19 protein-coding genes are annotated in these 21,650 nt (G+C 45.6%); 16 read left to right on the top strand and 3 right to left on the bottom strand.

Going from position 1 to position 21,650, the window contains the following annotated elements:
• Positions 1-21 precede the first annotated feature (21 nt).
• A complete protein-coding gene (locus NCI00_RS09860) occupies positions 22-2,499 on the bottom strand; it encodes a YfhO family protein (RefSeq protein WP_253526987.1) in 2,478 nt (825 codons plus the stop codon).
• A 613-nt stretch (positions 2,500-3,112) separates the two neighbouring features.
• Here NCI00_RS09860 and pfkA point away from each other — a divergent pair.
• From pfkA to NCI00_RS09785, 15 genes are all read left to right on the top strand, one after another.
• The gene (gene pfkA, locus NCI00_RS09855) at positions 3,113-4,087 is read left to right on the top strand and encodes a 6-phosphofructokinase (RefSeq protein ID WP_114070472.1); all 975 of its coding nucleotides are present in this window, start codon (positions 3,113-3,115) and stop codon (positions 4,085-4,087) included.
• 465 nt (positions 4,088-4,552) lie between these two features.
• Positions 4,553-4,951, top strand: coding sequence for a hypothetical protein (locus tag NCI00_RS09850; protein WP_253526986.1), 399 nt, complete (start codon positions 4,553-4,555; stop codon positions 4,949-4,951).
• 423 nt (positions 4,952-5,374) lie between these two features.
• Complete coding sequence (locus tag NCI00_RS09845) at positions 5,375-7,804, top strand: TonB-dependent receptor (RefSeq protein ID WP_253526985.1); 2,430 nt, start codon at positions 5,375-5,377, stop codon at positions 7,802-7,804.
• A 271-nt stretch (positions 7,805-8,075) separates the two neighbouring features.
• A complete protein-coding gene (locus NCI00_RS09840) occupies positions 8,076-8,672 on the top strand; it encodes a Crp/Fnr family transcriptional regulator (RefSeq protein WP_253526984.1) in 597 nt (198 codons plus the stop codon).
• A gap of 213 nt (positions 8,673-8,885) precedes the next feature.
• Positions 8,886-9,353 (top strand): c-type cytochrome, encoded by a 468-nt coding sequence (locus NCI00_RS09835; protein ID WP_253526983.1) that lies wholly within the window; start codon positions 8,886-8,888, stop codon positions 9,351-9,353.
• A 150-nt stretch (positions 9,354-9,503) separates the two neighbouring features.
• Positions 9,504-11,507, top strand: coding sequence for a Sec-dependent nitrous-oxide reductase (nosZ, locus tag NCI00_RS09830; protein ID WP_253526982.1), 2,004 nt, complete (start codon positions 9,504-9,506; stop codon positions 11,505-11,507).
• 56 nt (positions 11,508-11,563) lie between these two features.
• Positions 11,564-12,598 (top strand): nitrous oxide reductase accessory protein NosL, encoded by a 1,035-nt coding sequence (locus NCI00_RS09825; RefSeq protein ID WP_253526981.1) that lies wholly within the window; start codon positions 11,564-11,566, stop codon positions 12,596-12,598.
• A 9-nt stretch (positions 12,599-12,607) separates the two neighbouring features.
• Positions 12,608-13,885 carry a nitrous oxide reductase family maturation protein NosD gene (locus NCI00_RS09820; protein ID WP_253526980.1) on the top strand — a complete coding sequence of 426 codons (1,278 nt, stop codon included), beginning with the start codon at positions 12,608-12,610 and terminating at the stop codon, positions 13,883-13,885.
• Positions 13,886-13,966: 81 nt separating this feature from the next.
• On the top strand, positions 13,967-14,713 hold the full coding sequence (locus NCI00_RS09815) for an ABC transporter ATP-binding protein (RefSeq protein ID WP_253526979.1): 747 nt from the start codon (positions 13,967-13,969) through the stop codon (positions 14,711-14,713).
• 24 nt (positions 14,714-14,737) lie between these two features.
• A complete protein-coding gene (locus NCI00_RS09810) occupies positions 14,738-15,505 on the top strand; it encodes an ABC transporter permease subunit (RefSeq protein ID WP_253526977.1) in 768 nt (255 codons plus the stop codon).
• 98 nt (positions 15,506-15,603) lie between these two features.
• Positions 15,604-16,152, top strand: a complete 549-nt coding sequence (locus tag NCI00_RS09805) for a fasciclin domain-containing protein (protein ID WP_253526976.1) — start codon at positions 15,604-15,606, stop codon at positions 16,150-16,152.
• A gap of 10 nt (positions 16,153-16,162) precedes the next feature.
• Positions 16,163-16,453 carry a cupin domain-containing protein gene (locus NCI00_RS09800; protein WP_114069506.1) on the top strand — a complete coding sequence of 97 codons (291 nt, stop codon included), beginning with the start codon at positions 16,163-16,165 and terminating at the stop codon, positions 16,451-16,453.
• 77 nt (positions 16,454-16,530) lie between these two features.
• On the top strand, positions 16,531-16,920 hold the full coding sequence (locus NCI00_RS09795) for a hypothetical protein (RefSeq protein ID WP_253526975.1): 390 nt from the start codon (positions 16,531-16,533) through the stop codon (positions 16,918-16,920).
• Positions 16,921-16,998: 78 nt separating this feature from the next.
• Positions 16,999-17,439, top strand: a complete 441-nt coding sequence (locus NCI00_RS09790) for a hypothetical protein (RefSeq protein WP_253526974.1) — start codon at positions 16,999-17,001, stop codon at positions 17,437-17,439.
• On the top strand, positions 17,436-19,802 hold the full coding sequence (locus tag NCI00_RS09785) for a TonB-dependent receptor (protein WP_253526973.1): 2,367 nt from the start codon (positions 17,436-17,438) through the stop codon (positions 19,800-19,802). Before NCI00_RS09790 ends, NCI00_RS09785 begins: the two co-directional genes overlap by 4 nt.
• A gap of 57 nt (positions 19,803-19,859) precedes the next feature.
• On the opposite strand, the gene NCI00_RS09780 is transcribed toward NCI00_RS09785, so the two are convergent.
• Both NCI00_RS09780 and NCI00_RS09775 read right to left on the bottom strand, forming a co-directional pair.
• Positions 19,860-20,135 (bottom strand): Txe/YoeB family addiction module toxin, encoded by a 276-nt coding sequence (locus tag NCI00_RS09780; protein WP_253526972.1) that lies wholly within the window; start codon positions 20,133-20,135, stop codon positions 19,860-19,862.
• Entirely contained in the window at positions 20,107-20,370 is a 264-nt protein-coding gene (locus tag NCI00_RS09775; protein WP_253526971.1) for a hypothetical protein, read from the bottom strand. Before NCI00_RS09775 ends, NCI00_RS09780 begins: the two co-directional genes overlap by 29 nt.
• A gap of 56 nt (positions 20,371-20,426) precedes the next feature.
• Between NCI00_RS09775 and NCI00_RS09770 the strand changes: the two genes are divergently transcribed.
• On the top strand, positions 20,427-21,629 hold the full coding sequence (locus NCI00_RS09770) for an exo-alpha-sialidase (protein WP_253526970.1): 1,203 nt from the start codon (positions 20,427-20,429) through the stop codon (positions 21,627-21,629).
• The last annotated feature ends 21 nt before the right edge of the window (positions 21,630-21,650 follow it).

The following is a 21,650-nucleotide window of genomic DNA, read 5'->3' as shown; positions in this document are numbered from 1 at the left end:
AAATTAAACATTGTCTACCTCCTATAAATCATCTGTAGGTTTACGGCGATATTCCATAAAAATAGCCCCTACCAACAGCAATATCCAGGCAGCAGCCGCAAAGCGGTCAATCTGTTGCCCCATTTTGACAGCAGGAGGGTCAAATTTAAACTCAATCTTGTGCTTACCAGCGGGCACTGTCATAGCTCTTAAAATGTAATTGGCCCTAAAATGCGGGGTTTCTTGCCCATCTACGTAAGCCTTCCAATCAATTCCTCCCCGGTAATAAATTTCGGAAAAGACCGCCACCTGTGCCACTTTTGAATCTGACTCATAGGTCAAATGATTGGGCTTATAATCGGTCAATCGAATGGTGGCGGAGGTATCAGCCTGTGGATTTACGGTTTTTAATTGATCCGCAAAACGCTTATCAACAAATGCCGTTTGACGAGGATTAAAGGCATCCAGTGCCTTCAATTCTTCATCGGCGTTGTTTACCTGCTTCACTTCTTTCACAAACCACGCATTGCCCAAGGCGTCGGGATTGCGCTGTACGGTAGGCTGCCCATCCTGAGCTGGTACTATAAAATAGCGGGTATTAAGCATATTGTACACCGCCATGTTGTTCTTAGACATCTGGGCATCTACTACCTCGCGGTACCGGCGCAGTGTAGCACCGTGATAGCCGCCCAGAGATTTATGAAAATACGACGGTTTTGCATCCTGAAACGGGCTCGTTGTCAAGTCTATGACACGGTAGTTAGGGTCGGTATCCTGCATGATTTGAAGGTTGGCAGGGCTAGGCTGAAACAGGTCGTCGTATGAATAATATTTTTGTTGGAAGCTATCGTTATTCAGATAACGACGGTCAACGGCCCACATATCTATCAAAACCAAGCCTGCCAATAGCACCGCCACGGCGGTCACATTTTTGAGCATTTGGTTGGCATACGCCCACACCAAACCCGCCCCGAGGAGAATAAAAATGAGGCTCCGGAAGGCATCTGCTCTCAACATATCACTACGGTCGGCCAACAATGCCGTGTAGATTTCATTGGCAGCGGCCCGGTTATTGCCAAACTGCTGCGTAAGATTTTCTACAAAACGGGGGTCGTTTTCGCTTCTAAAATCAAACAAGCCAGGTATCAGCGCAAACAAGAGTGCAACGCCTCCCGTCAGTCCTAAACTAATATAAAAAGGACGCTTTAGCTCCGACCAATTGGGCTTATTTGCCAACAAGCTTTTTACCCCCAAGGCCGCAATAACCGCTACACACAGCTGCACCAACGACATAGCCATGCTCACCGCCCGAAATTTGTTAAACATCGGAACGTAGTCAAACAGGGTATAATTGAAAATGGCAAGGTTTTTACCCCACGAAATAAACAGGAAGAACACAAAAGCAACCGCAAAAGGGTACTTGTAGCGGTTGTCGGCAATGAAAAGCCCCAGCACAAACAAGAAGCAAATGATGGCCCCAGCGTAGATACCTCCGCCAACAAATGTCTGGTCGCCCCAGTACGTAGAGATTTGACGCACAAATTGCGAAGCGGTTTCGGGAGGGATATTGTACCGACCGAGGGTTTTATATACTTCCGATTTTTCGTCTAGCTCGCCCCCCGACGCTCCCCCCGAAAAATTCGGGATGAGCAACGTCAACGATTCCAATTTGCCGTAACTCCAGTTGAAGGCATAGTCACGGTCGAGGCCGTCACTGGTACTTTTTTGGCCCGGTTTAGGGCTTAATTCCGATTTGCCACGGATGGTTTCTTTGGTATATTCCAATGTCGTCCACAACGTAGACGTGTTGTTTGCCACAATGATAAGGCCGAATACCGCGATAAAAACCGTAGCGAGGATAAACTTACCGATGTAATTTTTACGGAAAGCCCTTACCAGTTCAAACAGCCCTAAAATAACCATTAAGAGCCCCGAATAGAAGGTAATTTGCGCGTGGTTTGCCCATAAATCCAGCCCCAATCCAAAACTAAATACCGAAGCACCCAGCCAACTACGCCCCCGATAGGCCCACACCATACCCGCAATCATGATAGGTGCAAAAGAGAGTGCATTTACTTTAGAAATATGCCCCGCTTCAATGATTTGGATGTTGTACGAAAAAAAGGCGAAGGCAACAGCCCCCAAAACACTCGCCCACAGACCGCATTCGAGGGCAATAAGCAGCAAATACGCCCCCAACAGATAAAAGAAGATATAACTGCCTTGTCCGAATTGACTGGTAAACATCCCGATGGGTGCCACTGCACCCTTTGAAAGTCGCCCCCAAATAAAATACGTTGGCATTCCACCAAATGTGCTGTTGGTCCACCCCGACCATTCACCCGTTTTTTTGAAATAGTCTGCTACTTCATGCGACGTAGCGGCGGCTTGTAGTGGGTCAGTCTGAATCAGTACTTTTCCTTTAAAAACTGGGCTCATGTATCCCCACGACAAAATGGCAAAGCCCAAAATAACCAACAGGTGCGGCACTAATGATTTAAAATTTATTCCTTTTTTCATGTGATTATGATTCCTTATTCGATTTGAAGGGCGAAAATAGTGATTTGTTAAAGAGGTTTAGTAAACGGTTTGGCTTGCTCAAAAGCCAAGGTAATGCTGACCCCTAGGGACTAATGATTTGGGCGAACTTTCTGAAAATAAAAAAACTTGCAATTTGTTTTTAACGCAAATTCGTAAAGTTTGGTATTGAAATGAGTCCAGATGATGGCGTGATATTTACAATACTCTGCCCCACCCTACTACGGTATAAATCAGCAATAATTGCCTAATCAGAGGTAGTTTAGCAATGTTTCTCTACATAATTTAAAGTTTATAGCATTCAGGCAAAAGTAGTAATTTTACGAATTGGGTTTGTTTAATACCAAAAAAGTTTTCGTTGGATTTGATGAATACACAAGGCTTAAAAATAGGCAAAACAAGGCGATAAAATCCTGCTTCACAGCACTGTGCAGGGGTTCATTCCAAAGGAAAGCAAGTTAAATTTTCAAGAAAATTTCAAAATATTCGGTTTTTCATCGAAATAGAAAATAAATTTGTGTGTTTTTAGTAGAATGCGGTTTGGTATATACTGCGCCCTGCCAAAATAAGCAACCACCTTAATGCCTAACTTATGATTAAAAAAATTGCGGTTTTTACCTCCGGCGGTGACGCCCCCGGTATGAACGCCTGTATCCGCGCTGTGGTCCGTACTGCTATGTACTACGGAATAGAAGTATACGGTATCCGTCGCGGTTACAATGGGATGATTGCCGGCGATATTTATCAGATGACTTCTCATTCTGTTAGTAATATTATACAGCGTGGCGGAACCATTCTTAAATCGGCCCGCAGCAAAGAGTTTATGACCAAAGAAGGTCGTCAAAAAGCGTTTGAACAACTACAGAAATTCGGAATTGAAGGACTCGTTGCCATCGGCGGAAACGGAACGTTTACGGGTGCCACCATTTTTTACGACGAATACGGCATTCCTACCGTAGGCGCGCCAGGAACCATCGACAATGACCTCTATGGCACCGACTACACCATTGGCTACGATACCGCCGTAAACACAGCGTTGGAAGCCATTGATAAGATTAGAGATACGGCCGATTCACACGACCGCGTGTTCTTTATTGAAGTAATGGGCCGTGACTCTGGCTACATTGCCATCCAGTCAGGAATTGCGGGCGGCGCCGAAATCGTAATGGTGCCCGAAGTACTGACGCCAATCTCGGAGGTCGTCGAAACCCTCAAGCAGGGCTGGAACCGGTCAAAATCTTCGTCTATCATTGTGGTTGCCGAAGGAGATGAAGAAGGCAACGCCGCCGAAGTAGCCGAAAAAATCAAATCAAGGGTTGAAATCGACATTGATATTCGAGTAACCACGCTCGGGCACATCCAAAGGGGCGGTATTCCGACGGCTTATGACCGGATTTTGGCAAGCCGTCTAGGGTTAGGAGCCGTGGAAGGCCTCATGAACGATCACAAAAACGTGATGGTCGGAATTATCCACAACGAAATCGTTTATACTCCTTTCAGGGATACCATTCGATTACCAAAACCCATTAACGAAGATATGCTTCGAATGGTAAAAATTCTGAGCACCTAGTTCTCGTATATTATTGAAGCATGATCTACTACAAAATACCCGTGCTTCAAATACACACAACCCTACAGAATAAGTTTTAGGGCGTGCCCAAAAACTTATTCTTTTCAATTTTTCGGTGGTTATGTCCTTTACCCACAATAACCTCGTGTCTTCTAAGCAGCCATAACAACATTGTTGTTTAAAATAATCTTTGTGGCTTTTCCTCAAGTTTTTCATTCAGAATACTGATAATCAACGAAAATCTGTATGCTCAAATAGATGTTTGTACATTAATAATGACTTAAATCATTATTTTAAATATACCATATCGTTACATTTGTGAAATGTAATAGTCTGTCGTTCAGTTATTGCAGGTAGCCAATCTTGTTTTGTGGAGGTTTCGGCTGGCTATTCTCTACTTTTGGCATAAATAGAGGAATAGAAAACCTACTCATTTTGTTTCCAGCTCATTCTATTACCTGATCTATGAAACCTTCAAACGCGGCTTCTGAACTTTCAAAATCTTATGTTAGTACCAATGGGAAGCTGGTTTTGGTCGACCCTCCTCTGAAGCATGTTGTTAAAACAGCAAAAGCCATCCTGAACGAACTGCCAATTTCCGTAATAAGCATGGTGACGGCGATGTTTTTATCCCAGCTATATTTACTTTTCCATATTTCCCAAGTTCTTCAATCGACTGTCCATCAGTCAAATGTAAAAGCGCCCTTATTTCTGTTCGTTATGTTAGGCGTATTTATTTGCATTGCTTTCAAACTCGGGTGGTCGTTGGTGACCGAAAAAGAGGAAGCCTTACACAAAGCCGCCCTGCTCAGAAAAGCCCAGAGTTTGCACAAAAATTCCGCTAAATTATCTTCAAAAAAATAAGAGGCCATTTTTTCTGCCACCGAGATGCCGTAGATGCTACTTCTAGCACTTGTAAGGCTCAATCGAACCCCGAATTTTGCTTGCTACACAGGAGTCAGCTTACGTAGTTGATCAAAAGTTATAGGGCTAAATATCACAGTACGACGTCTCGGCCCTGCATGAAGAGACTTTATTGAACTGGTAGTCAGATGTTTAAGAAAAAATCAATATATTTATTTTTTCTACTCAGCTACTTGATAGATAGAATTTAAGTCTTCCCCTTCTATGATTTGCACAACGCGTTGAAAAGGCCCTTTTTAAAGTGATAACTTAGTTCTTCATTTTATTTAAAATTAATCTAAATAAATATTTGCACAACAATATCTGTCCTATACCTTTGCAACTTCATTTATAATAAGTCTAAACAAAGATAAGAATACAAAAATGAAGTCTTCAATTAGTACAATTTTACTTCTCTTGGTTGTGTGGGTAACCGCTTTTGGACAGAAAACTATGATTATAGGGAAGGTTAGGGATAAAGCGCAACAAGCCATCATCGGAGCGAATGTCACATTAAAAGGAACAGTGAGAGGGGTTCAATCCAATTCAAACGGTGAGTATATCATTAAAGGATTAAAAGCTGGGAATTACGTAGTAGTGGTTTCGGGAGTTGGGTTAAAAAATCAAGAAATAGCGACATTTCTTCAAGAAAACGAATTAAAAACCCTAGATTTTACCGTAGAAGAGGAAATATACACGCTCAAAGACGTTAAAGTCGCTGGTAGTAAAGGTGTAAGAGGCAACGAACATTTAGCTGAGGTGGATGGCTATACAATTAATGCTACAAAGAAGAATGAGGTGATAAAACTTGACAACCTCAATGCCAATTTAGCAATGAACAATAGCCGCCAGATTTTTAGCCGTACACCAGGCATCTCGGTATGGGAAAATGACGGCTCGGGTGTGCAGCTTGGGGTAGCATCACGTGGTTTGAGCCCTAATCGCTCTTGGGAATTCAATACACGAATGAATGGTTACGACATTACTCCCGACCCAATGGGCTATCCCGAAGCTTATTATACCCCACCCATGGAGGTAGTTGACCGCATAGAAATCGTGCGGGGAGCTTCTTCACTTCAATACGGCTCGCAGTTTGGGGGTTTGATGAACTTCGTGCTTCGTAAGCCAGATATTTCTACGCGTTTTACGGTTGAGTCGCAGAATACTACGGGAAGCAATGGGCTTTTCAGTACATTTAATTACATCGGTGGTACCGAGGGCCGTTTAAGTTATACGGCTTATTATCAGAAGCGTATGGGAAATGGCTGGCGTCAAAATAGCCGTTTTGATACCGATCATGCTCACCTTGAGTTGAGCTATGCCATATCAAACAAACTGAAGGTTGGCGTTGAAGCCACATATATGATGACCGAAATCCAGCAGGCGGGCGGTTTGACGGATGCGCAGTTTGCCCAAGATTCTCGTCAGAGTTTGCGTTCGAGAAATTGGTTCAGCACGCCCTGGTTTATTCCGAGTATAAACGCTGAGTATATTTTTAGTCCAAAAACTAAACTTAGTTTCAAAGCCTTTTCAACCATCGCAGAGCGTAATAGTGTGGGCAATGTTAGAGCCATTACTGAGGACGATAACTTAACTTCTCTTCGCCAAGTAGACCGAGATTTTTATACGACTTTCGGCTCGGAACTCAGGCTTTTGAGTGATTATAAATTTCTCGGCAAAGAAAATACATTGGCAACGGGCTTGCGTTACTTCCGTGGCCACATTGACCGTAAACAACAAGGAAGAGGCACCAGCAAAACAACGATGGATTTTGACCTTTCGGAAGGGGTCTATCCGAGAGATTTAGATTTTACGAATACCAATCAAGCGGCTTTTGTGGAGAATATTTTCAGATTTAACAACAAATTTTTAATGACTTTGGGTGCGAGAGTAGAAAATATTACTTCTACAATGGAAGGCCAATTTGGCCTTACCAATGGCAACCCAACTTTGCTGAGCCCCATCACTCGTAATCGTAGTTTTATGATTTTTGGCGGTGGGCTCGAGTACCATATTACCCCACAAACAGAGTTTTACTCAAACATTTCGCAGGCGTATCGCCCAGTTCTGATTTCTGACCTGACACCACCCGCTACTACAGATATTATTGATGAAAACTTAAAAGATGCCCGTGGGTATAATTTTGACTTCGGGTATCGCGGAAAAGTAGGCAATTATTTAAACTTTGATGTTGATTATTTCTACGTAAACTATGGTAATCGCATAGGGACCATCACACAAACAAACGCAGAAAATCAACGTTATCAATTCCGTACAAATTTGGGCCGATCAGTGAGTCAAGGTTTTGAGGGATATGTAGAGTTTGACCCCGTAACTGCATTCTTTAAAAAATCTAAAATAGGTTATGTAAGCGTGTTTGCTTCGGTAGCTTACATTGATGCAACCTACCGTAATTTTAAAACTACTTCGGTGGTCAATGGGCAGGTAGTAGAAGGAAATCTTTCAGGAAAAAGGGTAGAAAACGCCCCCCGAAAAATCAACCGTTTTGGCGTAACATACAACAAAAAAGGTTTTTCGGTAACTTGGCAATTGAGCGATATTGGCAAAGCTTACGCCGATGCTTCAAATACAGAAGCAGCCAATTCTGCCGCTACTACGGGAGTGATTCCCGCTTATACGGTACAAGATATTTCGGCAAGTTTCAAATTTTTGAAACACTATAACCTAAAAGCTGGGGTGAATAACCTAACTGACGAGCGCTACTTTACCCGACGCGCGGGTGGTTACCCAGGCCCAGGCTTAATGCCTGCCGACGGTCGTACGTTCTATGTTTCGGCAGGAGTTAAGTTTTAATTGAATGGTGCTTCTTTGGGTTTTGTGGTTTCAAGACCCAAAGAAGTACCCGAATTCATGGAGGTGATAGCCTATCAAAAACTGCAAAACGTAAATCTTAAGGGTTGTGTTTTCCAAAATAAACCGACTTTCTGATTGTTTGAGTGCCAACTTCTCCATCACAGAATTTATAAAACCGAAGTAGCGTCTAAAGGACAAACAACTGACATAAGTCATAGCTATACTTAGTATATATACTCATTTTTCGTAAAATATACTACTCAATACCGTTATGACAGTGATACCGTCTTCTCTACTACAGCAATATGGTGCTTCACTTAATCGCTTTGCAAAAGGCGAATACGTATTTCACGAAAGCTGGCCCGCTCATTTCTATTTTCAAGTAGAAGAAGGCAGTGTTAAATTGTTTAATGCTGGAGAAAACAATGATTATATCCAAGGGTTGTTTTCGCACGGTGAAAGTTTTGGCGAACCTCCCCTAATCGCGGGCTTCTGCTACCCAGCCAATGCCAAAGCCATCACCAATTGTAAAATTTGGGTACTAAAAAAAGCTGATTATTTAAGGTTATTACGCGACAATCCCGGGGTTCATTTTGAATTCACTAAAATGCTAGCCATCAGGCTTTTTCACAAGACCAAACTACTCAACGCCATGAATACCCAAAATCCTGAAAAAAGGATTTTGACCATCATTGATTATTTCAAGGATAAAGCCCCCCGGGCTACCCCGTGCTATGAAGTCCCTTTTACCCGACAGGCCATTGCCGATATGACAGGTTTGAGAGTAGAGACTGTTATAAAAAAAGTATTACGTCTAGCAGCTCTAGGTGAACTAGAGCTTTTGGACCATAAGATAGTACGCCACTAAAAAAAACGATATTCGTCACTTTTGAAGCCCCAATTGGGGCTTTTTTTATGTGTATTAAGTAAAATTACTTAGTATTTATAACTAATTTTTACTGCTCAAAGTCTGCTATTCTTTATGACCGAAACCATAAGAATCGGGGTAGGTCGGGTCGTAGGTTTGTAAAACCAAAAGGCTACTAAGCCATTGTTTTCAAATCTAAAATCAACTATAAAGATGAAACCTAATTCCATTCAGTTCCTGCTGCTCCTGACCACCCTGATCTGGTATGGCTGCTCGGGCAAGGGAGCCGAACAACGCGCCGAAGCCCCCGAAGTTGACTCAACGGCCATTCTGGACCAGCCCGAAACCCACGGCACCGAAGTCAAAGAGGTAAAGCTTACCAACCCGCTCGACCAAACAATGATCAAAGTGGGCAGTGATATCTACGACCTCAAATGCTCATCGTGCCACAAACTCACCGAAGACCGCATTGTAGGCCCTGGCTGGGCGGGAGTTACCAAAAAACGTAAACCCGAGTGGATTATCAACATGATTACCAACGTAGACATGATGCTCGCCGAAGATGCCGAAGCCCAAAAACTCCTAGAGCAATGCCTCGTGCGGATGCCCAACCAAAACATTACCCCCGAAGAAGCCCGCAGCATCATTGAATTTATGCGCAAAAACGACGGGGAAAAGTGAGTTTACAGTTTGCAGTAATTCAGGATAAGGTCAGACGGTAGTCAGACGGGGTCGCCTAGACGGGGTCGCCTAGACGGGGTCGCCTAGACGGGGTCGCACTGACGGGGTCGCCTAGACCGAAAGTATAAACATCAAAAAACAAATAACTCAATGAAAATCATTAATATCAGCAGTATCGCTTTGGCGGTGCTGGCAGGGGGCTTTTTTGCCTGCAAACCCGACAATGCTGGCAAATCTGGCGGCTCCGAGCTCGCTGGTGACGCCGCCCAAAAAGTATACGTGGCTCCCGGCAAGCACGATGAATTCTACAATATCGTATCGGGAGGGTTCAACGGACAGCTTTCGGTCGTAGGTTTACCTTCGGGCCGGGTATTGCGCATTATTCCTGTTTTCTCCCAATTTGCCGAAAATGGCTGGGGGTACAGCGAAGAAACCAAACCCATGCTCAATACATCACACGGATTTGTACCTTGGGATGACTCTCACCATGTGGCCCTTTCGACCACCAACGGAGAACACGACGGCAAGTGGGCATTTATCAACGGCAACAATACGCCGCGCATTGCCCGCGTCAGCCTTTCTACTTTCCGCACCGACGAAATCATCGAAATCCCCAACTCGGGCGGCAATCACTCCTCGCCGTTTATCACCGCCAACTCCGAATACGCCGTGGCTGGAACGCGCTTTTCGGTGCCTCCAGATGCCAACGCCGACGTATCTATCAATAGTTTCAAACAAAACTTCAAAGGCTACATCAGCTTTGTCAGCATCGACAAAACCACGGGGCGTATGGCTATTAAGTTTCAGTTGAAAACCCCGGGCGTAAGTTTTGACTTGGCCCGCGCCGGAAAAGGCAAATCAGATGGTTGGTTTTTCTTCTCGTGCTACAACACGGAGCAAGCCAATTCTTTGCTTGAGGTAAATGCTTCGCAAAAAGACAAAGACTTTATTTTGGCCGTCAACTGGAAAAAAGCCGAACAGTATTTAGCCCAAGGCAAAGGCAAGAAAGAAGCGGCGAAGTTTGCGCACAACGTTTACGACGAAAAAACGCACTCCGCTACTTCGACAATCATCAACGAAGTAATGACACTCGACCCCAAAGAGTGCCCAGACATGCTGTACTTTATGCCTTGTCCTAAGTCTCCGCACGGCTGCGACGTTGACCCAACGGGTAGCTACATTGTAGGCTCGGGCAAATTGGCCGCCGTCATTCCCGTATTTTCTTTTGATAAAATCCAACAAGCGATTGCCGCAAAAACATTTGACGGTAGTTTTGACGGAATTCCCGTGTTGAAATACGAAGCTGTGTTGCACGGAGAAGTAAAAAAACCAGGTTTAGGGCCACTGCACACCGAATTTGACGGACAAGGAAATGCCATTACCTCCTTCTTTGTTTCGTCGGAATTGGTAAAATGGAACCTTCAATCGCTCGAAGTACTCGACCGCGTGCCCACCTACTATTCGGTAGGCCACTTGTCGATTCCGGGCGGACCCACCTCTAAGCCACACGGAAAATACGTGATTGCGTACAACAAAATCACCAAAGACCGCTACCTGCCTACGGGCCCTGAATTGACCCAATCGGCGCAGTTGTACGATATTTCGGGTGAAAAAATGAAGCTATTGCTTGATTTCCCCACCATTGGTGAGCCGCACTACGCCGAAGCTATCCCCGCCGCTTTGGTCGAAAAGAACTCACGGAAGATTTTCAAATTGGAAGAAAACAACCACCCTTACGTAGCTAAGGGAGAAAAAGAAGCCAAAGTAGTACGCAAAGGCAACGAGGTACACGTGTACATGACCTCCATTCGGTCGCACTTTACACCCGATAATATCGAAGGCGTAAAAATGGGCGACGACGTTTATTTTCACGTCACCAACTTAGAGCAAGACTGGGACGTACCCCACGGATTTGCGGTACGCGGGGCCAACAACGCCGAAATCCTCATCATGCCCGGCGAAACTTGTACCCTCAAATGGAAACCTTCCAGAGTAGGTGTTACGCCAATCTACTGCACCGACTTCTGCTCGGCACTCCACCAAGAAATGCAGGGATACGTGCGCGTATCACCCGCGGGCAGCAAAATCCCACTCTCGTGGGGAACGGGCAAAAACCCAACGGCTGAAACAGAACAGAAAGTAGCAAAACGCTAAAAAATAGTTGCGTCAGGGTGGCATTCTCGACCCTGACGCAATTAAAACACACTTCGATGAAACCAATCCACAACATCTCAAGGGCCAGCATAGCGGTAGCTTCGTTGGCATTGATTGCGACCTATTTCGTTCCGCTTTGGCGCATTGATCTATGGGCACCGCAGTATCCTGAAGGCTTAGTTATGAAAATTTGGCTTTCCAAATTATCGGGTGATGTAGAAATCATCAACGGACTGAACCACTACATCGGTATGGCCCATATCAAGGAAGAAATGTTTCCTGAATTTAAGATATTGCCTTATGCAGTAGGCTTTTACATAGTGTTCGGGCTGCTCACTGCTTTGCTAAAAAATCGAAAAATGTTGGTCAGTTACTTCGTATTGATTGTATTGGCGGGCGTGGTGGCGCTGTATGATTTCTGGAAATGGGGCTACGAATACGGCCATAACCTCAGCGACGACGCTCCCATCAAAGTACCCAGCATGGCGTATCAGCCACCACTTATCGGCTACAAAGAATTACTCAATTTTGGGGCATATTCGATGCCCGACGTAGGCGGATGGGTGTTTGTGGCGCTGGGTGTAGTAGTCGTTATGGCCCTTATCTACGAATTCTATTTTTCAGAAAAAATATTCGTCAAAAAAACAGCCATAAAACCAGCCATTCTTTGGGCAATCATCAGTTTGGGTACAATTTCACAAAGTTGCACCCAAACAACCGAGCCGATTCGCTACGGAAAAGATGCCTGCGAATTTTGCAAAATGACCATCGTAGACAAGCGATACGCCGCCGAAATAGTCACCGACAAGGGCAAAGCCTTTAAATTTGACGACTTGAGCTGCATGGTTAAGTACATGAAAACCAACAAATTGGACGAATCAACGCTCGCTTTTTTGGTGGTCAATGATTACAACGCTCCCGGCGAATTGATTGACGTAAAAACGGCGGTTTTTCTAAGCAGCAAAGATTTTCGTAGCCCGATGCGCGGCGATGTGGCGGCATTCAGCCCCAAATCCTTCGCTACTGCCAACAAGGCCGAGTTTGCTCAAGCCAAAATGCTGACGTGGAAAGAAGTAGTTGCCATTTTTTGATTTTCAAACATGAAACGTACGCCCAACCATCATCTCCGGCCCCAGCCTCCCCAGTATTTTGTTTTCCTGATGAGCATTGGGCTGTTTCTGTCAACTACGCTCCATGCCCGAACGTGGGTTGTCAACCCAAAGCAAAGCATCCGACACACCATCTTGAGAGCAGCAGCAGATGACACAATCTTAATTCAAAAGGGCAATTATCGCGTCAATACTGTTTTGATTAATAAACCTTTAACCATCATTGGCCAACATTTTCCAGTGTTGGACGGGCAGTTTAAGAATGAGATTTTTACCATTACCGCCAATAACGTTACCATCCAAGGACTCCATTTTGAAAACGTAGGCATGACGAGCATGATTGACTGGGCGGCCATTAAAGTACTGGAATCCAGCTATGTACGCATCATCGGCAACCGCGTCAGAAACAGTTACTTCGGCATTTATCTCTCGGCCTCCGACCATTGTTTGGTGCAGGCAAACGACGTGCGCGGCAACCCCAAAGAAGAGCAAAATACTGGAAACGGCATCCACGCTTGGAAATGCGACAGCATTCGGGTTGAAAACAACCGAGTAGCAGGCCACCGCGACGGAATCTATTTTGAGTTTGTGACCAATTCAATCATCCAACGCAATTTTAGCCATCAAAACATTCGATACGGCCTACACTTTATGTTTTCGCATAAAAACGGATATTTCTACAATACCTTTCGCCAAAACGGAGCAGGGGTGGCCGTCATGTACACAAAGTTTGTGACCATGAAGCACAACATTTTTGAGCAAAATTGGGGGGGCGCAGCCTACGGGCTATTGTTGAAAGACATCTCCGACAGCCACATTGAACAAAATACATTCAACATCAACACCATCGGCGTTTACATGGAAGGATGTAGTCGCTCGGTGTTTTCCCATAATCAATTTATCAAAAACGGCTACGCCATTCGGGTTCAGGCCAATTGCGACGACAATACGTTGGTTTACAACAACTTCAAAGGAAACACCTTCGATGTAGCCACCAACGGCAATGTGGTTTTAACCAAAGTAGCCCATAACTATTGGGACAAATACGAAGGCTACGACCTCAACCGCGACGGCATTGGCGACGTGCCCTTCCGCCCCGTGAGTCTTTATGCAAGCGTGATTGAGCGTATACCACAAGCCATGATGCTGCTCCGGAGTTTTACGGTGACGCTGTTGGACCGCATCGAAAAAATCATCCCGAGCATCACCCCCGAAGGCATGAAAGATGAATCGCCCATGATGAAACCGATTATCAATCGGAACAGGTAGAACGGAAGGTCGGAGAACGGATTTGTTACATAAACACTTGACATGCACTATTTTAAAAACATACCTCAAGCATTACCTCCCATGATTCGCGCTGAAAACATAAATAAATCGTTTGGCAAGCTGCAAGTATTGCGCAATGTCAGCGTAAACCTTCCCCAAGGGCGGGTGGTGGCGGTGATTGGCCCCAACGGCTCGGGAAAAACAACTTTTATCAAAACATTGCTCGGGATGGTAGTCCCTGATAGCGGCACAATATACGTGGAGGGTCGGTCCATCGCCAATCGTCACGATTACCGCGCCCAAATCGGGTACATGCCCCAAATTGGTCGTTATCCCACCCATCTGAAAATCAAGCAATTGTTTGACATGATGACGGATTTACGAAAAGAAAACGCCCCCAAATCATTGGACGAAGACTTGGTAGTGGCTTTTCATTTGCGCGATATGTTTGAAAAACCACTGGGCACCTTATCGGGCGGAACCAAGCAAAAAGTCAGTGCCGCGTTGGCCTTTTTGTTCAATCCACCTATCCTGATTTTGGACGAACCCACCGCTGGTCTAGACCCACTTTCAAGCGAGTTGTTGAAAGAAAAAATCCAGCGCGAACACGACAACGGCAAACTGATTCTGATTACCTCACACGTCATGTCGGACTTAGACGAACTTGCCACCGATGTGCTGTATTTACAAGACGGCAGCGTACAATTTTACAGTTCAGTAGATAACCTTAAACTCGAAACAGGCGAACAAAAACTGGGACGGGCTATCGCACAAATCATGTCAAAAACGGCAGTATCGTCTAAACGAGCGGAAGCAATAAAAATATAAAAGCCCTTTGGTGGGTAAGCAATTATGAACAAAGTTACCAAATACGTTCTGTACGACATCATCCGCAATCGGTTTGTCATGGGCTATACCTTGCTGCTGGCGGCCGTGAGTTTCAGTTTTTTTGGCTTCGACCCCGACCCCAACAAAGGGCTTTTGAGCTTGCTCAACATCATTTTGATGGTGGTGCCGCTGGTAAGCATTATTTTTTCGACCATCCATTTTTACAATTCCTACGAATTTATCGAACTACTCTCGGCGCAACCGTTAAGCCGAAAAAGCATATTTTTGAGCGAATACATCGGGGTAGCGGCCTCGTTGAGTTTAGCTTTTTTGGTAGGGGTTGGTATTCCGACAATGCTTTTTGAAGGAACCGAACGCGGCATTGTCTTGATTATAAGCGGCTTACTTTTAACCCTGTCGTTTGTATCGTTGGCTTTTTTGGCCGCCGTCATCACCCGCGACAAAGCCAAAGGAATGGGCTTGGCCTTGGTCATCTGGTTTTACTTTGCCTTGGTGTACGACGGCTTAGTGCTGGGCATCCTGTTTTCGTTCAGCGATTATCCACTCGAAAAAGTCATGCTTTTCTTGACCGCCCTCAATCCCACCGATTTGGCGCGCATCATGGTCTTGATGAAAATGGACATTTCGGCCTTAATGGGCTTCACGGGCGCAGTTTTTCAGGATTTTTTTAGCACCAATTACGGGCTCATCATCGCGCTGTCGGTGCTGATGGTATGGGTGGTTTGGCCCGTCGCTTTGGCTACCCGCATTTTCAACAAAAAGGATTTGTAAAGCGTCTGACTATTTTGAGAATAACCCGTTTGCAAAACAAAACATACGCCTAACCCGTGTACACAATTTCCCAATTTTTAACCAAAACGAACAAAAAGATGAAATCTAACCTTATCGCCTTCGGGTTTATCGTGGCATTAGCGGCTTGCCAATCTTCTGCCGAACAATCTGGTACTCAAGCCACCGCCACTGAAACTGCCGCCGTTAGCGGCCAATCGGCCGTGGAAGACAATGAATCACAAAAAGATGTCGTAAAGGTAGCCGTTGGCTCACCCGACCATACCACGCTCGTCAAAGCCGTACAAGCCGCCGATTTGGTGGACGCCCTCTCCAACGCGGGGCCTTTTACGGTGTTTGCCCCTACCAATGCCGCCTTTGGAAAACTGCCCTCTGGCACGGTAGAAGACCTACTTAAACCCGAAAACAAAGACAAACTGAAAGCCATCTTAGAGCACCACGTGATGACCTCGGCGCTGGATGTTGACTTTTTTCAGGATGGCCAAAACATGGGCATGGTAGACGGCACCAATGTTACTTTTCACAAAAAAGGAGACGTGCTATACATCGGCGAGGCCAAAGTAATTGGCTCGGTGCGGGCCTCCAACGGGTTTGTACACATTATTGACGGTGTTATTGTCCCCAACTAATCAGACAGATATGAAAACCTCAAACATCCCTGGTTTACTGCCTTTTGATGGCATCAAAACCAAGAAAATCGACTCGAATGAGCACTTCAAAACCGTGTTTATCAGTATTCAACAAGGCGAGCGGCTCAACACCCACGTTTCGCCGACGGATGCTTTTTTGTACGTTTTGGAGGGAAACGCCAACTTCAACTTGGCAGGAGAAGCTTTTTTTCTTTCTCCTGGCGACGGTATGTCTTTCAAAGCCCACGTCGAGCACTCCGTCAATGCCCTCACGGATTTTAAAATGCTGCTTTTTCGGTAATAAAACGCCACAAAATCACTTTTAATCATCGGCACTGCCAAGAATCTTTTACCTTTGCAGGGTTGGAAAACCTATCCATGAACCACAAACGGTACATATCACTTTTTTTGCTGCTTCTAATCAGTTTCAAAATACTGGTGGTGCCGTTTGTGTATCTGGATTTTGAATTGCGCAAAGAATACATCATTCAACATCTTTGCGAAAACCGTTTTACCCCTCAGTTGCACTGCGACGGCAAATGCTATTTGGCCAAACAACTCCACAAAGTAGCCGAAGAACAAGCCCGCAATGAAGCCCAAAAACAAAGCGATACAGCCAAAAAAGTTATTCAGGAAGTATTTGAAGAAACCACCCTCGACTTTGCATTAGCTCCTGTTTCGTACCTCGACTTCGATTATTTCCCCTTGTTTTCTTCTTCAGTACAAAAAGGCTTTTTATCCAAGCCCCTCATGCCTCCGATTGCCTAATTTTTTGTACAAAAAAGCCATTCCCATCTACCGCGAAGGAAGAGTAACGCTTTTTTAAACCTAGGCAATTATAATCTAATGAAAATCAACCCATTACTATTCAGTGGGGTGTTGTGGCTGGCCGCCTGTCAAAACGGGGAGCAAGTCCAAATCAATACCCTAGAGAAGGAAGTGATGATGATCCATGATGCCGTCATGCCCAAAATGGGCGAGTTGGTGGCACTGGAAAACACCCTCCGAAAGCACATTGCGCAGGCCGACAGCTTGCTCAAAATCAAGCCCAATGATGCTACACTGCAACAGGCGTTGGAGCAATCTCGGTTTCTTGCGTCGCAACTCCAAGAAGCCGACCGCTCAATGATGGAGTGGATGCACCACTACAACGGCGATTCGCTCAAAAAACTGCCTCCTTCCCAAGCGATTCAGGCCCTCACGCAGGAAAAAATCAAGATTGAACAAGTAAGCGATGATATGCTCAAAAGCATCGATGACACACAAAATTTTTTGAAACAACAATGAAAAATATACCTCTATTTCTGCTGCTTTTACTGGGTGCAGTTGTCCCCCAAGCAGCGGCACAACAGGCCGTCAAAGGCAAAATTTTTGACGCCGTCACCAAAGAACCCGTGGTGGGTGCTACGGTTCAAATCCTCAAAAACAACGCTGGAACAATCACCGATAACAATGGTCTTTTTGTCCTTTCAAATGTGGCAACAGGCGCAAAAATCAGCATTTCAACCATTGGTTACGCAAGTCAAGAAGTTGAAATCTTGGGCAACCATCCGCTGACGGTATCGCTCGAACCCTCGGTAGAAAACCTCCAGACCATCGTCGTAACGGGCAACCGTGAGGCGGCATTACGTACCGAAACGCCCATTGCCATCTCAAAACTAACGCCAAAGATGATTGATGAGGCAAAGGCAAGCTCTATCTATGAAGTCATCAACAAAACACCCGGCGTGATGATGGTCAACCTCAACAACGAACAACACTCGATGGCCATCCGCCAACCGATGACCACCAACGCCTACTATCTGTATTTGGAAGACGGCGTACCGATTCGGCCTATGGGCGTGTTCAACCACAATTCTCTGTTGGAAATGAACCAGTTTACGGTCAGCTCGATTGAGGTCGTAAAGGGCCCCGTTTCGTCGGTTTACGGCCCAGAAGCCGTGGGCGGTGCCATTAATTTTATCTCACAACGCCCCACCGCCGTACCCACGGCCCGGATTGGCCTCCAAGCCGACCAATGGGGCTACCGTCGTGTACAATATGGCGCAGGAGCTACGTTGGGGAAGTTCGACATCTACGTTGGTGGCTTGGTAGCCGAGCAAAAAGACGCTTGGATGACCAGCTCTGATTATACCAAAAACGCTCAATATGCGCGGTTGGAGTATCATTTTACCCCAAAAGCGCGCCTGATTTATACCCTTTCGTACGCCAAGTATGATTCCCAAACCAGCGGCAGCGTCGACAGCGTCGCGTTTTATAAGCGTCAATACATCAGCACGACCGATTTTACCTACCGTAAATCCTACTCGTTGCGTTCACGTTTGACGTTTGAAAAAGAGTGGAACAACGGCTCACAGTCGTTCGTCACGGTTTTTGCGCGGGACAACAAACACGGTCAAAACCCCTCCTACGGAATTCGGTGGACATCAGGCGCAACCACGGCCCGGGGTGAAATCAATTCAAGTGACTTCCAGAGTCTAGGTTTCATTGCTCAACACACCCAGCGCTTCACGTTTTTAAATTCCAAACTGACTGCGGGAACTACCATTGACTTTTCGCCCAATGAATATTGGTCGTATCAAGTAGATTTGACCGCGCAGCTTCGGGCCGACAAAAAATCGGTAGAGAAATACACCATTTCTAAAGAACGGCCTGATATTCAGATTGCTAACTACAGCGCGGATATTCGTAATACGGCCTTTTATGCGCAGTATGATTTTGAGCCTCTGCCCAAATTGCGCATTTCGGCGGGCCTGCGCTACGACAATATGTCCTTCAACTTTGTCAACAATCTCGACGTTGACAAAACCACGGGCCAGGCCACGGGCGGTGCTAAATCATACAGCCAAACTACGCCCAAACTGGGCGTAACCTACGATTTAGGGCGTGGAAAAGGCATTTATGCCAATTATTCCAAAGGCTTTGCCCCCTCAGGCTTGACGGCGATTTTCAGAAAACGCCCTACCCCAGCCGCCAACGGCGACTTGTTTTATTACAACCTCATCCCCGCTACCTTTACCAATGCCGAAATCGGTGGTTGGATGTCGCTGCTGAAAAACAAAGTTTACATTGATGCCACTTATTACCAAATGAAAGGCACCAACGAACTACTCAACATCCGCCAGCCTGACAACTCCACTGACTACCAAGCCGCGGGAAAAACCCTGCACAAAGGGCTCGAATTTGGCATCACGTACAAGCCCTCCAAAGAAGTATTTGTTCGTTTTGGCGGCACCCATTCCATTCACCGTTTTGTAGAATTTATCCTCAGCCAACGCGCTTCCGACGCACTCAAAGACGTCAACGGCAAGGACATGCCCTCCGCACCGCGTTGGGTATGGAACGGCGAGGTGAGTTACTATCCCAAATGGTTCAAAAACTTCCGTGCGTCGATAGAATGGCAGCACCTAAGCAAATGGTATCAGAATCAAATCAATACGGTCGTGTACGATGGCTATGATTTGGTCAACTTTCGGGCTGGGTATCAGTGGAAAGGCATTGAACTCTTTACCAATGTCATGAACCTAACCGACGCACTGTATGCTACCAACGCCACCCGAGGCAACGCCGCCACCGACCGCACCACGTTCACGCCAGCCGCACCGCGCACGTTTACGGTAGGGGTGCAGTATAATTTTAAGGGAAAATAAAAATGCGGAGAAGATCGGCCAACAGCTAATCTTCTCCGCATTTACACAGTTGCCAAGTTATTTATCGCCGTAGTGATTTTTAAAGGCAATAAACGTAATCGTTTGGTCACTAACCATATAAATTAACCTGTGTTTATCGGTAATCCGACGCGAAAAATAACCTTTCAAACCATGTTTAAGAGGCTCAGGCTTTCCTCTCCCTTCAAAAGGAGTTCTCCTGATTTCTTCAATTAATTCAGCGATTTTGAAAAATACTTTTTTGTCTTCGGCGGCCCATTCGATAAACTCTTCAAATGCTTTTGGCTCAAACAGAATGTTTCTTGACGAGTTCATCAAATTCTTGGGGTGTAAAAGAAATAACATTTCCCGCCTCTACCGAGGCTTTGCGACGAAGTAACTCCTCATAATAAGCAGGATCAGCCATAATGGCTTCGGTTTCGTCCGTTTCGGTTTCTTCAATTTCAATTTTTATTTTGAACGAACCGGTTCGACGGGCAAACTGAGACTTGATACGACGAAAAAGCCGGTAGTCAAATTCATCCTCGGTAAGTTGATACGTAACAGTCATATCGCTGATTTTTTTAACAAAACTAACAAAAACCTTTCATTCTAAATAAAATCACCATGAAATACCTCCTCGTATCCTCATTGATTCTATCATTAAGTCTTTTTGGATTTTCAACAATAATCAACCGCAAAACAACGCCCCTTTCCAACGAAAAATTCACGGGCGCTACGCCCCGTTTCACCACCGACCACCGTGGCCATCCAGTACTAAGTTGGGTCGAGAAAGACGGCGACAAAGGCCATTTTTACTTGGCCATTTCCGAAAACGGTGGACAGACATTTGGCAAAAAAATCAGAATCAATGCCCCCACAGAATTAACCGTACACGCCGAAGGAATGCCGCGCGTGGCCTTCAAAGCCGACGGCAGCATTTGGGCCACTTTTGAAATCAAAAAGCCAACCAAAGAAGCCCCGCGCGCGTCCGATTTAATGTACGTTGTTTCGACCGATAAAGGCCAAAGTTGGTCTGCGCCCAAAGCCGTCCATAAAGATACCACGCCGGGCAAAGGCCACTCCTTCAGCGACATGGTTCGTTTACCCAACGGTGAACTAGGTTTTGTGTGGCTGGATGAGAAAATGGGAAAACACGAAGGCCGCAGTGTGAAATTTACGCAAACATTACCGCAGGGAGGCTTTTCGGAAGAAGTGGTGGTAGACTCCAACGCCTGCCAATGCTGCCGTACGGTACTGTTTGTTGACGCCAATAAAAACATCCACCTCACCTACCGCGACCTGCTTGCCGACGGCACCCGCGACATGAGCCACGCCGTTTCGACCGATGGCGGCAAGACCTTTACTCAGCCCCAATTGGTGTACAAAGACCGCTGGAAAATCAACGCCTGCCCACACACTGGCCCAAGCATGACGCAATCAGGAAATGATTTCTTTGTAACATGGTTCAGCGGAAAATCTGAAAACCACGAAGCAGGTATCAGAATCGTAAAATTGGGCGAAGAAAAACTAATTTCCGCTAACTTAACGGTACGCGCCAAGCATCCCCAAATCGCCAATTGGAACGGTAATGTAGCCGTGGTTTGGGACGAATCAGTGGAGAAAGATGGCGAATTTTTTACCAAAATTGCCCTGAGAATCATTGACAAAAATGGAAAAGAAACCACCACTTTCCTCACCGCCGACCATGAAAATGCTTCCTATCCAGTGCTGTTGCCTACGCCTAACGGCTTATTGTTGGCCTACGAATGGCAAGCCAAAGACGCAGAGAAGGCCGTGATTGTGTCGCAGTGGGTGGGGAATTTGTAGGAGGGCAAAAAAACAACGCCA

Origin of the sequence: Runella salmonicolor (genome assembly GCF_024158025.1) — a bacterium.
GTDB classification, from domain to species: Bacteria; Bacteroidota; Bacteroidia; order Cytophagales; family Spirosomataceae; genus Runella; species Runella salmonicolor.
Note: the sequence above shows the minus strand (reverse complement) of the source record. Positions and strands in the feature narration are given on the sequence as shown.